The 13,544-nt window shown below is 66.7% G+C and carries 12 protein-coding genes; 4 read left to right on the top strand and 8 right to left on the bottom strand.

Translation table 11 applies throughout. The annotated features are described in order from the left end of the window. Positions 1-17: 17 nt before the first annotated feature. Positions 18-1,439 carry a glutamate synthase subunit beta gene (locus tag DES45_RS17715; RefSeq protein ID WP_114771376.1) on the top strand — a complete coding sequence of 474 codons (1,422 nt, stop codon included), beginning with the start codon at positions 18-20 and terminating at the stop codon, positions 1,437-1,439. Between the two features lie 85 nt (positions 1,440-1,524). On the opposite strand, the gene DES45_RS17710 is transcribed toward DES45_RS17715, so the two are convergent. The 4 genes from DES45_RS17710 to galE form a co-directional block, all read right to left on the bottom strand. After that, on the bottom strand, positions 1,525-2,052 hold the full coding sequence (locus tag DES45_RS17710) for a hypothetical protein (RefSeq protein WP_114771375.1): 528 nt from the start codon (positions 2,050-2,052) through the stop codon (positions 1,525-1,527). A gap of 108 nt (positions 2,053-2,160) precedes the next feature. Next, the gene (locus DES45_RS17705) at positions 2,161-3,411 is read right to left on the bottom strand and encodes an SGNH/GDSL hydrolase family protein (RefSeq protein WP_114771374.1); all 1,251 of its coding nucleotides are present in this window, start codon (positions 3,409-3,411) and stop codon (positions 2,161-2,163) included. A gap of 55 nt (positions 3,412-3,466) precedes the next feature. After that, positions 3,467-4,696 carry a lytic murein transglycosylase gene (locus DES45_RS17700; RefSeq protein ID WP_114771373.1) on the bottom strand — a complete coding sequence of 410 codons (1,230 nt, stop codon included), beginning with the start codon at positions 4,694-4,696 and terminating at the stop codon, positions 3,467-3,469. Between the two features lie 81 nt (positions 4,697-4,777). Further along, a complete protein-coding gene (gene galE, locus DES45_RS17695) occupies positions 4,778-5,764 on the bottom strand; it encodes a UDP-glucose 4-epimerase GalE (RefSeq protein WP_114771372.1) in 987 nt (328 codons plus the stop codon). A gap of 198 nt (positions 5,765-5,962) precedes the next feature. Here galE and galU point away from each other — a divergent pair, with 198 nt between their 5' ends. Genes galU through DES45_RS17680 form a run of 3 tightly spaced genes read left to right on the top strand, consistent with a single transcriptional unit; the run spans position 5,963 to position 8,634 of the window. Beyond that, complete coding sequence (galU, locus tag DES45_RS17690; RefSeq protein WP_114771371.1) at positions 5,963-6,829, top strand: UTP--glucose-1-phosphate uridylyltransferase GalU; 867 nt, start codon at positions 5,963-5,965, stop codon at positions 6,827-6,829. A 50-nt stretch (positions 6,830-6,879) separates the two neighbouring features. Then, positions 6,880-7,875, top strand: coding sequence for a KpsF/GutQ family sugar-phosphate isomerase (locus tag DES45_RS17685; RefSeq protein ID WP_114771370.1), 996 nt, complete (start codon positions 6,880-6,882; stop codon positions 7,873-7,875). A 39-nt stretch (positions 7,876-7,914) separates the two neighbouring features. Next, entirely contained in the window at positions 7,915-8,634 is a 720-nt protein-coding gene (locus tag DES45_RS17680) for an alanyl-tRNA editing protein (RefSeq protein WP_114771369.1), read from the top strand. Here the strand turns inward: DES45_RS17680 and DES45_RS17675 are convergent. From DES45_RS17675 to DES45_RS17660, 4 genes are all read right to left on the bottom strand, one after another. Continuing rightward, the gene (locus DES45_RS17675; RefSeq protein ID WP_114771368.1) at positions 8,631-9,080 is read right to left on the bottom strand and encodes an NfeD family protein; all 450 of its coding nucleotides are present in this window, start codon (positions 9,078-9,080) and stop codon (positions 8,631-8,633) included. The two genes, DES45_RS17680 and DES45_RS17675, sit on opposite strands and share 4 nt — an antisense overlap. After that, on the bottom strand, positions 9,077-10,057 hold the full coding sequence (locus tag DES45_RS17670; RefSeq protein WP_114771367.1) for an SPFH domain-containing protein: 981 nt from the start codon (positions 10,055-10,057) through the stop codon (positions 9,077-9,079). Before DES45_RS17670 ends, DES45_RS17675 begins: the two co-directional genes overlap by 4 nt. A gap of 65 nt (positions 10,058-10,122) precedes the next feature. Next, positions 10,123-11,184, bottom strand: coding sequence for a ferrochelatase (gene hemH / locus DES45_RS17665; protein ID WP_114771366.1), 1,062 nt, complete (start codon positions 11,182-11,184; stop codon positions 10,123-10,125). 118 nt (positions 11,185-11,302) lie between these two features. After that, positions 11,303-13,432, bottom strand: coding sequence for a sensor histidine kinase (locus DES45_RS17660; RefSeq protein WP_170151549.1), 2,130 nt, complete (start codon positions 13,430-13,432; stop codon positions 11,303-11,305). Positions 13,433-13,544: the final 112 nt, after the last annotated feature.

The raw sequence follows: 13,544 nt of genomic DNA, 5'->3' as shown, positions 1-13,544 counted from the left end.
GGACAAGGGGCAGATCCATGGGCAAGGTCACAGGCTTTCTCGAATACGACCGCCAGGAGCAGAAGTATCAGCTCGCCGGCGAGCGCGTGCGCCACTTCCGCGAGTTCACGCTGCCGCTCGACGACAACGACCTGAAGAAGCAGGCCGGGCGCTGCATGGATTGCGGCATCCCGTTCTGCCACGGGCCGACGGGCTGTCCGGTGCACAACCAGATCCCGGACTGGAACGACCTCGTCTGGCAGAACGACTGGGAGGAGGCTTCGCGCAACCTCCACTCCACCAACAACTTCCCGGAATTCACGGGCCGTATCTGCCCGGCTCCCTGCGAGGAGGCGTGCACGCTCAACCTCGAGAACCAGCCGGTCACCATCAAGACCATCGAGCAGGCCATCGCCGACAAGGCCTGGGAGATGGGCTGGATCAAGCCGGAGCCGGCCGACGTCTCGACGGGCAAGCGCGTCGCGGTCATCGGCTCGGGTCCCGCAGGCCTCGCGGCGGCGCAGCAGCTCGCCCGCGCCGGCCACGAGGTGCATGTGTTCGAGCGCCAGGCGAAGCCCGGCGGGCTGCTGCGCTACGGCATCCCGGACTTCAAGATGGAGAAGTACCACATCGACCGCCGCGTGAAGCAGATGGAGGCCGAGGGCGTCACCTTCCATTGCGGCGTCAACATCGGCGTGAACAAGACCTTCGCGTCCCTGCACAACGAGTTCGACGCCGTGCTCTTCGCCGGCGGTGCGGAGGACCCGCGCAACCCGAACCTGCCGGGACAGGACCTCGCGGGCGTGCATTTCGCGATGCCCTACCTCACCCAGTCCAACAAGCGGGTGAACAGCGAGGAGGTAACGGAGGAGCCGGTCCTGGCCGGCGGCAAGCACGTGGTGGTGATCGGCGGCGGCGACACGGCCTCCGACTGCGTCGGCACGGCCTTCCGGCAGGGCGCGCTCTCCGTCACGCAGCTCGACATCCGGCCGAAGCCGCCGGAGCGGGAGGACAAGCTGACCGTGTGGCCCTATTGGCCGACCAAGATGCGTACCTCCTCGAGCCAAGCGGAGGGCGCCGAGCGCGAGTTCCAGGCGGCGACCCTCGGCATCGAGGGCAAGAAGGGCCGCGTCGTGGGCGTGCGCTGCGCCCGGGTGGACGAGAAGCGCCAGCCGATCCCCGGCACCGAGTTCATCCTCAAGGCCGATCTCGTGTTTCTCGCCATCGGCTTCGCCGGCTCGGTGAAGGAAGGGCTGCTGGAGCAGTCCGGCGTCGAGATGGACCGGCGCGGCAACGTGGTCGCCAACGAGCGCGATTACCGCACGTCGAGCGAGAAGGTCTTCGTTGCGGGAGACATGCGCCGCGGCCAGTCCCTGGTGGTGTGGGCCATCCGCGAAGGCCGTCAGGCGGCGCGGTCCATCGACACCTTTCTCACCGGATCGAGCGTGCTGCCCCGCTGAGAAGCCAAGACTTCCGGATTGAGACCAGCCCGGCCCGAGCATGGGGCCGGGCTCTCTTTTTGTGCGGTGTCGCTCCGCGAAAGGATCAGTAGGGCCCGCTCCAGATCTTCACGAGGATGCGCGTGTCCTGCTGCCCGACCTGATCGGCGACGGTGATGAGCTCCGGCGTTTCCGCATCCGGAGGCGTGACGTTGATTTCCACCTCCGGCTTAGGATCGGCCACGAGGCGTGCATAGCTGGTCAGGGCCTTCTTCTCGTCGGAGAACTTCAGCTTGGGCGTAGACCTGCTCTCGAGCAGCGTCAGCAGCTCGACCGCCTTGCGGTATTGCCATCCGACTTGGTCCATGTCGCCCGGCGCCTCCTTGAGAATGAAGGTGTAGGTCCGGGTCTGGTACTCGCACTGGGACTGCTCCAGCCGCAGGGTCACCCCGTCGCTGAGCTTGAGGGTTTCCTGGGCCGTTCCCTTCTTAGGGTCGAGCCGGAAGCCTGCATTCTTGAAGAGGGGCTGGGGCTTATCGAGGTTGCACCCGTTCTCGGTCCAGAAGTCGGCTCGGGCCGAGACGGGCAGAATGGTCAGAACGGCCAAGCAGAAGAAGAACTTCGATCGCGGCATGGTTCATCGTGTCCGAGGAAAACTCTCATACACGATGTTGCACATCCCTTCGCGGAACGCACGTGCGCTCCGTCACAGCAGCCGCAGGCTCTGTGGTTTCGTCCCAGCCTACTGCGCCGGCCAGCGGAAATCGTCCGCCCGCCCCGGACGGGCGCTCGGCGCGATGCCGGCCCTAAGGGCGCGCTGGACCGGGTAGGCATGGTCGCCGGTCAGCTTCGGCGGGCTGGACGCCAGGGTGCCTCCGGGCGTCACGTCGGGCTTGGTGAGCGGCAGAACGGGCCCGACCAGCGGCTTGCTGGGAAGGGGCACGGGCACCGCCGGGTCGGGCGGCGGCGGGAGGGCTGCCTCGATGGAGGCCGGCGCGACCTGGCCGTCCGCCGGGCGCGGCAGGGTCGCGACGGCTCCGGACTGCTTGGCGTCAAGAATACGCTTGATCTCGGTGTCGGTGAAATGGGCGATCTTGCGCGCGCCCGCCTTGGTGAACAGGACGCCGTCGTTGGTCCGCAGCCTTGCCGGCTCGCCGTCCACGTCCGGTCCGGTCGAGGTATAGCGGTTGTCCTCGTCGACGAAGCCGGGCCAGATGTCCACGTAGGCGGCGCCGGAGCGCTCCGCCTTTTCGCGGTATATCTCGTTCATGGCCACGAGGTCTTCCGTGAGCTTGCTGTTCTTCATGGGCGGCAGGCCGATCCAGACGACCGGGATGCCGCGCTCCTGGAACGTGCGCAGCACCTCGTCGATCCTCTGGCCGTAAAGGTCCTTCCACCGGTCGGAGAGCAGTTCGACGCTGTCCTCCTTGTCCTTGATGGCCTGGCGGTCGTTGGCTCCGATCATCACGACCGCAAGCGTTGCCTTCTGGCCGCCGTCGAGGGTCTCGCGGATGAAGGCCGGCCACTCGCCCGGCTCCGAGCGGGCGAGCCCGCCCTCCGCCTTGACCTTGCGGACCACCGCCACGTCCGGGTTCTCCGAGAACATGTCGTCGAGGCCCTGGCCGGCGAAGTCCGCCAGCACGTCGCCGAAAACCACCACATGGGTGGTCGGGTTGGCCTTGGGCTTCTCGGGCTTAGCCGCGACCACCGGCTGGGGCGCGGGCTTGCGTGGCTTGGCCACCGGCTTGCGGGCCGGCGGCGGCGGCTCGTCCTGCACCCCGAAGAACCGACGGAGGCTGAAGCCCTGTTGCGGCTGAGCCGGCTGGACCAGCTTTCCGGGATAATAGCCGGGCGGATAGGCGCGCGGGTCACGATAGCCGGCCTGCGGCCCCTGCTGGTAATAATACCCCTGCTGAGCCAGCACGGCATCGCTGCCTCCTGCGGCGAACAGGAGGGTCAGGAAGAGCAGGCGAAAGATCAGCGTCAAACGCATGGGCAACTCCAGATGGGCCCGGCCTGCTCAAGGATAGCGCGTTGCCGGACCTTCGTCAGCGCACCGCGCGCAATTCACGCAGAACCGCGACGTCGGCGTAGCCGTCCGGGATCAAACCGCGCTTGAGCTGGAAGTTCCTGACCGCATCGCGGGTCTTGGACCCGAGCTTGCCGTCGGTCTCCCCCTCATACAGGCCGAGGGCTGCGAGGCGCTCCTGGAGCTCCTGCCGCTGGTCCTTGTCCAGCATCGGCTCGTCCTTGGGCCAGGCCCCCTGGATCGGCAGGCCGCCCGTGAGCCGGTCCCCCAGATGGGCGACGCCCATGGCATAGGCGTCGGAGGAGTTGTACGCCTTGATCACCGCATAGTTGTCGGTGACCAGGAAGGCCGGCCCCCTCGCCCCGCCGGGCAGGAAAAGGCTCGCCTCTCCCGATCGTGGCATCGGCTTCCCATCGGCCCGGCGCAGCCCGAGGCCCTCCCAGCTCGCGAAGCCCTGGCGGAGGTTGCGGAAATCGAACCCGCGCGGAAGCTTCACCTCGAAGCCCCAGGGCAGGCCGGGCTTCCAGCCGTGCTGGCGCAGGTAATTGGCCGTGGAGGCCAGGGCATCCGGGACCGAACCCCAAATGTCGCGCACGCCGTCCCGGTTGCCGTCAACGGCGAACTTCATGTAGCTCGACGGCATGAACTGGGTGTGCCCCATGGCACCGGCCCAGGAGCCCAGCATCTTGTCCCGGTCGATGTGCTCGGCTTCCAGGATCTGGAGCGCCGTCAGCAGCTCGTCCCGGAAGAAATCGCCGCGATAGCCCGTATAGGCCAGGGTCGCCAGCGCCCGGACCGCATAGATCGAGCCCGTGAAGCTGCCGAAATTGGTCTCCATGCCCCAGACGCCGAGGACGACGGACCGCGGCACCCCATAGGCCCGCTCGACCGCCGCGAGCGTCTTGGACCATTCGGCCGCCATCTGCCGGCCGCGCTCCAGCCGCTGGGCCGAAATCGCGCCGTTGACGTAGTCCCAGATCGGCCGGACGAACTCCGACTGCTTCCTGGTGAGCGCGACGATCTTCGGATCCGGCCCGACCCCACGGAAGGCTTCGTCGAAGGTCGCACGGGAGACGCCACGGGCGCGGGCGGCCGGCCAGAGGCTTTCCACGAACCGCTGGAATCCCGCCTCCGAGGCCTCCTGGGCCATGACGGGGGCGGTCCCGGCCGCCCCCAGGCCCAGGTTGAGGCTCAGACCAAGAATGAGGGCGCTGCAGAGGCTGCGCGCCACGCGAATCGGCTGCTGCATATGAGTCGCTCACGGACAGGACAATGGTCTCGTCCCGCCATGCGACATTACGGGGGTTAACAGCCGGTTGATAGTGGGACTTTATGCGGCTTTCCGTTCCGCCAGAGCCCGCTCCCACCGCAGGGCCTGATCGACGATTTCCTCGAGATCGTCGTAGTGCGGCTCCCAGCCGAGGCTGCGGATCCGGCTCACCTTGGCCACGAGGGCCGCAGGATCTCCGGGGCGGCGCGGGCTGTAGCGGACCTCGAAATCGACGCCGGACACCTTCTTGACCACATCCACGACCTCGCGCACCGAGGCGCCGTGGCCGTAGCCGCAATTCATCGTGATGCAGTCGCCGTCGTGGCGCAAATGCCGCAGGGCCGCCAGATGTGCGCGGGCGAGATCCGTGACCTGGATGTAGTCCCGGACGCAGGTGCCGTCCGGGGTCTCATAGTCGGTGCCGTACACGTCCAGATGGGGCCGCTGGCCCAGAGCCGCCTGGGCCGCCACCTTGATCAGGTGGGTGGCCTGGGGCGTCGACTGGCCCGAGCGGCCCTTCGGGTCGGCGCCCGCCACGTTGAAGTAGCGCAGGACCGCATAGCGGAGGCCATGGGCCTTGGAGGCATCCTCGAGCATCCACTCCGTCATGAGCTTGGTGCGCCCGTAAGGGTTGATCGGGTTGAGGGGCGTGTCCTCGGACAGGAGATCGGCCTGGGCGTTGCCGTAGACGGCCGCCGTCGAGGAGAAGATGAAGTTCCTGATCCCCGTCGTCACCGCGGCCTCGATCAGGGCCCGGGATTTGACCGTGTTGTTCAGGTAATAGGTCAGCGGATCGGCGACCGATTCGGGCACGACGATCTTGGCGGCGAAATGCAGGATGCTGTCGATGCCGTGCTCGTCGATGAGGCGGGTCACGAGGTCCTGGTCGCCCACATCGCCCACCACCAGGGTCGCCTCGGGAGGCACGGACCAGCGGAAACCTGTGGAGAGATCGTCCAGGACGACCACCTTCTCACCGGCATCGACGAGTTCGAGCACCATGTGGCTGCCGATATAGCCGGCTCCGCCCGTCACCAAAACCGCCATGTTTCGTCCTCCTTCGTGCCGCTCTTAGCAGGTTAACCACAACGCTTCAGCTCCAATTCAGGTCCAGGGACGCTAGTTGGACGTGATGCGATGCAACAAGGTCGTCGCAGAAGCGTTATAGGGATCGAACCTTGACAGTTTCCACCTTCCCGCATCCATCCTTTTCCTGACGCATCCCTGCTCACAATGGCCCCTTCCATGAAGCGCATCCGCAAAGCAGTCCTCCCCGTCGCCGGCCTCGGAACCCGGTTCCTTCCGGCCACCAAGGCCGTCCCGAAGGAGATGCTGTGCGTCGTCGACCGCCCGGTGGTCCAGCACGTGGTCGACGAGGCCCGCGCGGCCGGAATCGAGCACTTCATCTTCGTGACCGGCCGCAACAAGGCCGTCATCGAGGACCACTTCGACATCGCTTACGAGCTGAACCGCACCCTCCAGGAGCGGAACAAGACCAAGGAGCTCGAGGCCCTCACCAAGGACCAGCCCCAGGCCGGCCAGACGAGCTTCACCCGCCAGCAGGAGCCCCTCGGGCTCGGCCATGCGGTCTGGTGCGCCCGGGAACTCGTCGGCGACGAGCCGTTCGCGGTCCTGCTCCCCGACATGCTGAGCCGCGGCTCCATGGAGCAGATGATCGCCGCCTATGAAAAGCACGGCGGTAACATCATCGCGGTCGAGGAGGTGCCGGAGGACCAGACCCATCAATACGGCATCGTCTCGGTGGGCCAGGAATTCGGCCAGACCTTCGAGATCACCGGCATGGTCGAGAAGCCCCCGAAGGGCACTGCGCCGTCGAACTACATCATCTCCGGTCGCTACATCCTCCAGCCCGAGATCTTCGACCTCCTGTCCAACCAGCAGCGCGGCGCCGGCAACGAGATCCAGCTCACGGACTCGATGATCCGCCTGATGAAGGGCCAGAAGTTCTACGGCATGAAGTACGAGGGCCGGACCTACGACACGGGCTCGAAGGTCGGCTTCCTCATGGCGAACGTGGCCTATGCCCTGGAGCGCGAGGATCTGGGCCCGGCCTTCCGGCAGGAGCTCGAAGCCTTCCTGCGCCAGAAGTAGGCAGCCCGCGAGGGTTCCGCGTGGCCGCCCCTCTGTGCTAGAGGGCGGCCATGGCACTTGCACAGACCACCGCACCATCCGCCGACCAGGCCGTCGCCTCGGCCCTGCGCACCCTCGCGACCGAACGGGACGGGATCACCATTCTGATGGAGGCCATCGGCAACGGCCTCGGCTCCGTCTTCACAACGGCTGTCGACCGGATCGCGGCGGCCCCGGGGCGCGTGATCGTCTCCGGTATGGGCAAGTCGGGCCATGTGGCCCGCAAGATCGCCGCCACTCTCGCCTCCACCGGCACCCCGTCCCATTACGTCCATCCGGCCGAGGCCAGCCACGGCGACCTCGGCATGATCCAACCCGACGACGTGATCATCGCCCTGTCCTGGTCGGGCGAGACCTCGGAGCTTGCCGACCTGATCGGCTACGCCAAGCGCTTCCGGGTGCCGCTCATCGCCCTCACGTCGAATGCACAATCGACCCTCGGGCATGCGGCCGATCTGTGCCTCGCCCTGCCGAAGGCCGACGAGGCCTGCCCGAACGGCCTTGCCCCTACCACCTCCACCACCATGCAGCTGGCCCTGGGCGACGCCCTCGCCATCGCGCTCCTCGAACGGCGCGGCTTCACGGCGGAGCATTTCCGGGTCTTCCACCCGGGCGGCAAGCTGGGCGCCCGGCTCAAGCTCGTCCGCGACGTGATGCACAAGAACGAGCGCCTGCCCATCGTCGGGGTCGAAGCGCGCATGGACGAGGCCATCGACGAGATCGGCCGCAAGGGCTTCGGCTCGGTGATCGTGGTGCATCCGGACGGCACGCTCGCCGGCATCGTCACGGACGGCGACCTGCGCCGCAACCTCCGCCCGGACCTGCGCACCCTGCCGGTCGCGGACATCATGACCCGGACGCCCCGCACCATCGCGCCGGACGACCTGCTCGCCACCGCCCTGGAGGTCCAGGAGACCTCCAAGATCACGGCCCTGATCGTGGTGGAGAACCAGCGGCCGATCGGCCTCGTGCACTACCTCGACCTGCTGCGCGCGGGGGCGGCGTAGACCTGGTATCATGCGGCCTCGCTTTTCCGGAGGCTGACCTTGCCGCGCCTTTTCTGCCAGGACCATCCCGGCGTCGCCGCACTCGAAGCGCGGGTGGTCGACTCCCGTCCCGGCGCCGTTCTGCTCGACCGGTCACCGTTCTTCCCCGGCGGCGGCGGGCAGCTTCCCGACCGGGGAACGCTCGAATGGGAAGGAGGCCTTCTGGCCGTCGTCCGACTTGTTCCAGACGGGAGAGGCCTCTGGCACGAGTTCGACGGGGAGGCCGAGCCGCATGGGATGGTCATGGCCCGTATCGACGGGGTGTTCCGCAACCTCATGTGCGAACTCCACACCGTGGCGCATGTAGCCAACAGCATCGTGTATCGCGAGTTCGGAGGCGCCCTCCTGACGGGCGCTCAGCTTTCGGCCGACGGCACCTTCCGGGTCGACTTCGATCTGCCCGACATCGATCCGGATCGTCTCCGGTCTCTCGGCGGACCGATCAACGACGCGCTCCGCCAGGATTTCCCGATCCGGACCTTTCGCATGCCCTGGAGCGAAGCCGAAGCGACGAGCGGCATGTTCCGCAGCAAGTCCGTCTCTCCCCCGCCGCAGGAGGACGGGACCGTACGGATCGTCGAGATAATCGGCCTGGACCGGCAGGCCTGCGGTGGCACTCATCTGGAAACGAGCGGGGCTGCGCGCCCGATCCGAATCCTGAAGGTGGACAACAAGGGCCGCCAGAACCGGCGCATCAAGATCGGTCTTGCCGAGACTTAAGGATCGTCCACCACCAGGGTCGCGCCTTCGACCCGGACGACGCGGACCTTCGCGCCGGCGAAGCGATCGGCGCCGGTCACGCGCCAGGAGCTGTCTCCGACCCGGATCCGTCCCTCCCCGTCCTTGATCGGGGTCTCCAAGGTGAAGACCTTTCCGACGAGGGACTGGCCGCGCTGGTTGAGCTGGTTGGCCTGCGTATCCTGCTGGGTGCTCGGGCGCATGAGGGTTCGCCCCAGAACCACTGCCGCGACCGAGAGGACTGCGAAGACGAGAGCGGCCACCTGCCAGGACAGGCCGAGCGTCGCATCGACCAGCCCCGTGACGATGGTCGCGAGGCCTAGCCAGATGAAGAAGACGCCCGGCGCGAGCAGCTCGAGCCCGATCAGCACGATCCCGAGGATAATCCAGGCCCAGGCGCCCAGGCTGACGACGGCATCGGCGATCATAGGCGCTCCGGCGCGGCCGCGACGCTCGGGACGGTGCGCGGCCCCTTCGAGGCCCCGGTCCCGTCATTGAACACGGCCCTGGTCAGCTCGGCGATGCCCCCGAGGGTTCCGGCGAGGCCGGCCGCCTCGATGGGCACGATGACGACCTTCTGGTTCGGAGCCGAGGCCAGGGTGCGGATCGCGTCGATATACTTCTCCGCCACGATGAAGTTGGCGGCGGCCAGATCGCCCTGCGTGATGGCATCGCTCACCATCGTGGTTGCCTTGGCTTCCGCCTCGGCGAGGCGCTCCCGGGCCTCGGCATCCCGGAAGGCCGCTTCCTTGCGTCCCTCGGCCGAGAGGATCTGGGCCTGCTTGTCGCCCTCGGCGCGCAGGATCTCGGCCTGGCGCAGGCCTTCGGCCTCGAGCACGGCGGCGCGCTTGTCGCGCTCGGCCTTCATCTGCCGCGCCATGGCGCCGGCGAGATCGGCCGGCGGCACGATGTCCTTGATCTCCACGCGGGTGACCTTTGCGCCCCAGGGCGAGGCGGCGGCGTCGACGACCCGCAGGAGCCGCTCGTTGATCTCGTCACGGTGGGACAGGAGCTCGTCGAGGTCCATGGAGCCCACGACCGTGCGGATATTGGTCATGGTGAGGGTGAGGAGCGCCTGGTTGAGGTTCGAGACCTCGTAGGAGGCGCGCGCCGCGTCGAGCACCTGGAAGAACGCCACCGCGTCGATGGTGACGCCGGCATTGTCGCGGGTGAAGGCCTCCTGGCTCGGAACGTCGAGCACCTGCTCCATGACGTTCACCTTCTTGCCGATCTGCTCGATGTAGGGAAGGATCAGGCCGAGGCCCGGGCCGAGGGTGCGGGAGTAGCGCCCGAACCGCTCGACCGTGTAGGCATAGCCCTGCGGCACGGTCCTCACGCCCATGGCGATCGTCACGATGACGACGAGGACCAGCGCCCCTACGAAGAGATCGAACCCGAACGGCATGAGGCCTCCCGACAACGAGACGGTGTTGCGTGAGGCTTAGCTTTATCCGAAAGCCTCGAGGCCGCCTAGATCCAGCCCTGGAGCTCCCGCTCCACCACATGCCGGATCACCTTCATGCCATCCTGACTGTCGTTGAGGCAGGGCAGATAGGCGAACTGCTCGCCCCCGTTATGCATGAAGATCTCGCGGTTCTCGCCGTCAAGCTCCTCAAGGGTCTCGAGGCAGTCTGCCGAGAAGCCGGGCGCCACGATGGCCATGCGCTTCACGCCACTCTTGGCCAGGGCCTCAACGGTCTTGTCCGTATAAGGCTGCAGCCACTCGGCGGTGCCGAACCGCGACTGGAAGCTCATGCGGAACTTGTCCGCCGGCCAGCCGAACTTCTCGCGCATCAGGCGCCATGTCTTCACGCACTGGCAGTGGTAGGGATCGCCCTTGAGCAGGTATTCCTTCGGCACCCCATGGAAGGAGACGAGGATCACCTCCGGCTCGAAGGGAAGCTTGGCGAGGTCACGCTTCATGGAATCGACCACCGCGTCGATATAGGCCGGATCGTCGTAATAGGGCGGCGAGACGCGGACCGTCGGCTGCCAGCGCATCTCCATGAGGGCCCGGAAGGCCTGGTCGCAGGCGGTCGCGGAGGTGGCGGCCGCATATTGCGGATAAAGCGGCACGAGGAGGATGCGGTCGCAGCCCTGGTCCAGGAGCGCCTGGATGCGCTCGCGCACCTCCGGCTTGCCGTAGCGCATCGCCCAGTCGACCGTGACCTTGTCGCCGGCGACGCTCTTCAGGTGAGCGGCCAGCTGCTCCGCCTGGCTGCGGGTGATGGTCTTGAGCGGCCCCTCGTCCCGCTCGTTGTTCCAGATCGACGCGTAGTCGCGTCCCTTGGGGCCGGGGCGCTTGGTGAGGATGATGAGGTTGAGGATCGGCCACCACAGGAGGCGCGGGGTCTCGATGACGCGGCGGTCGGAGAGGAACTCCTTCAGGTAGCGCCGCATGGGCCAGTAGCTGGTGCCCTCGGGCGTGCCGAGATTGAGGAGCAGCACGCCGATCCGCCCCATCCTGACGGTTGGATGGTCCACCGGCCGCACGCCCTGCTGCAGATCGGCCAGCTTGACTGTCTCGTTCATCGAAAACCCCTTGGCGAAACTGGATCGCGGATCGCAGTTCTTGTCGGGCCCTAGATAGTCGGTCCGGGCACGCGCGCCAACGGGAGCCGGTGTCACGTTTGCGGGAAATCCGCGGTCCTCAGGCGGCCGGATCGAGGAAGGTGGCCTTCTTCAGCACGGCATCGACGGCGACCTGAAGACCCTGCGGACGAAAGTCCATCTCGACCTTGGCGTTGAGCTGCGTGGCCAGAACCCGATGCAGAAGGCGCGATCCGAAGCCTTGACGTTTCGGCGGGGTCACGGGAGGTCCGCCGCTCTCCTTCCAGCGGAGCATGAGCCTGAGGCCGTCGGGCAGCGTTTCGGACGTCCAGGAGACCGCGACCTTGCCGGAATTCACCGACAAGGCGCCGTATTTGGCCGCGTTCGTGGTGAGCTCATGAATCGCCATGCCGATGGGAACCGCCGCCTCGGACGGCAGCTCGACCGGGGTTCCTTCGAGCACCACGCGCTCGCCCGCGTCGTCCTTGTAGGGCATCAGCTCCTTATCGAGGATCTCGCGTAAGGAAGCGGTCTGCCACACTGCCTCGGTCAGCAGGGAATGGGTGTTGGCGAGCGAGATGATGCGGCCGACGAAGGCCTCGTAGAAATCGTCGATATTGGATGTGGCGCGGGCTGTGGCGCCAACCACGGCTTGCACCGTTGCAAGCGTGTTCTTCACACGGTGATGCAGTTCGCGGATGAGGAGGGATTGCTGGGCCTGGGCCTGCCTGCGCTCCGCGATCTCGTGCTGCGCGGCCTGATAGAGGCGCCCGTTGTCGATCGCGATGGCCGCCTGCGCCGCAAGGCCTATCATGAGGCGCTCGGACCGTTCCGTGAAGACGCCCGGCTTCTCGTGGCCGAAGAAGAGGCCGCCATAGACTTCCCCCGTCCGCGACACCACCGGGATGGCAAGGTAGCTGCGGACCGGCAGATGCCCCTCGGGCATGCCCTTGTGAGGCTCGTGATGTCCGTATCGGGGATCCTTGGTGATGTCGTCCGAGCGGATGATGCCGGTGCCTTCGAAGGTGGGTGCGAACACCTGCGTGTTATGGGGCATGGGAAACTGGGAGAATTTTTCCTTCGGGGCCCCGGACAGGGCGTAGAGCGTGTAGCTCTCGCCACCCTGGTCGACGACGTTGTAGAACAGGGCCCCGAACTGAGCTCCCGTCAGCTCCACGCCGGCATCCGTGATGCTCTGGACGACCCGGTCGAGATCGAGCTCGGCCGAGAGGGCGGCCCCGGTCCGGTTGAGGATCTCGAGCGCGTTGGTCTCGGATTGCAGCGCCCGCGTCCGCGCCGCCACTTCCCGTTCGAGAACTTCAGCATTCGCGGCCTGCTCGCGAAACTGCTGGGAGGCCATCGCCGTCAGAGCCAGGAGAGCGAGCAGCGCGATCAGGGCGAAGACGCCGTAGAGCCGCACCTGGGCAATCCAAGGGTTCCAATAGGCGCTCTCCGGCACGCTGACCCGGACATAGAGCGGAAGGTCCGAGACCTGATAGTAGGAGCCGATGCGCCGCTGCCCCTGACTCTCGTAGGTGTATGTGCCTGAGCGGGCGTCGGTGCGGATCGCCCGGTCGAAATCGTCCTTGACGGTAGGCACGAAGGACAATCCGTCCGGCGGTGGAGGATACTGGGCGAGGACCTGGGAGTCCTCGCGCAGGAGGGTGATGCGGCTCCCCTTCGGGAGCCTCGGCTTGCCCCAGTAATCGTTGAAATAGGACAAGGCCACGCTGACCGATACGATGCCCCGGAAGGAGCCCGCTGGATACTGGAGGCGGCGGCTCACCAGGAAGGTGGGCTCGCGCGTAAGATGGCCGCGAACCGGCGTTCCCACGTAAAGGCCGCGATCGTTCGAAGCCTGAACCTTGAAGGCATCCTGATCGGCCACGCTCGAGTCCGGCGGGGGGAACTGCATCGACGTCATGCGAAGACGCCCGTTCGCGTCGTTCAGCCAGATGTTGTCCACGTAGGGCAGCGCCGTCTTGATCGCGCGAAGCTGCTCCCAGAGCATCCGCGAGGGCTCGATCGTGTACCAGCTCTCGTCCGCGATCAGGGCGGCCGTCTGCTTCAGGGCAAGGTCCGTCACCTCGAACAGCCGCGCCGCATGATCGGCCATGAAGAATGCCGTGCTTCTCGTCTCCTCGGCGCTGCGCTGCATGAGGCGGGCGCGCTGCTCCCAGGCGATGTAGCCGAAAGTCAGGAAGATGAAGCCGACCCCGAAAACACCCATGATCAGGGAGAGGCGACCGCGCGTCAGCGACCGCTTCTGCCGTCTGAGGGCCGAACTTGAGGGAAACGAACGCGTAGGAGCCTGCAACGGTGGGGTCGCTCTGGTTTTCTGA

Source organism: Microvirga subterranea (assembly GCF_003350535.1).
GTDB lineage: Bacteria > Pseudomonadota > Alphaproteobacteria > Rhizobiales > Beijerinckiaceae > Microvirga > Microvirga subterranea.
This window is presented reverse-complemented; position numbering and strand designations above follow the sequence as displayed.

What these genes read in the sequence shown, in the direction of transcription:
- DES45_RS17715 (WP_114771376.1), top strand. Translation starts at nt 18, where the DNA reads ATGGGCAAGGTCACAGGCTTTCTCGAATACGACCGCCAGGAGCAGAAG.
- DES45_RS17710 (WP_114771375.1), bottom strand. Translation starts at nt 2,052, where the DNA reads ATGCCGCGATCGAAGTTCTTCTTCTGCTTGGCCGTTCTGACCATTCTG.
- DES45_RS17705 (WP_114771374.1), bottom strand. Translation starts at nt 3,411, where the DNA reads ATGCGTTTGACGCTGATCTTTCGCCTGCTCTTCCTGACCCTCCTGTTC.
- DES45_RS17700 (WP_114771373.1), bottom strand. Translation starts at nt 4,696, where the DNA reads ATGCAGCAGCCGATTCGCGTGGCGCGCAGCCTCTGCAGCGCCCTCATT.
- galE (WP_114771372.1), bottom strand. Translation starts at nt 5,764, where the DNA reads ATGGCGGTTTTGGTGACGGGCGGAGCCGGCTATATCGGCAGCCACATG.
- galU (WP_114771371.1), top strand. Translation starts at nt 5,963, where the DNA reads ATGAAGCGCATCCGCAAAGCAGTCCTCCCCGTCGCCGGCCTCGGAACC.
- DES45_RS17685 (WP_114771370.1), top strand. Translation starts at nt 6,880, where the DNA reads ATGGCACTTGCACAGACCACCGCACCATCCGCCGACCAGGCCGTCGCC.
- DES45_RS17675 (WP_114771368.1), bottom strand. Translation starts at nt 9,080, where the DNA reads ATGATCGCCGATGCCGTCGTCAGCCTGGGCGCCTGGGCCTGGATTATC.
- DES45_RS17670 (WP_114771367.1), bottom strand. Translation starts at nt 10,057, where the DNA reads ATGCCGTTCGGGTTCGATCTCTTCGTAGGGGCGCTGGTCCTCGTCGTC.
- hemH (WP_114771366.1), bottom strand. Translation starts at nt 11,184, where the DNA reads ATGAACGAGACAGTCAAGCTGGCCGATCTGCAGCAGGGCGTGCGGCCG.
- DES45_RS17660 (WP_170151549.1), bottom strand. Translation starts at nt 13,432, where the DNA reads ATGGGTGTTTTCGGGGTCGGCTTCATCTTCCTGACTTTCGGCTACATC.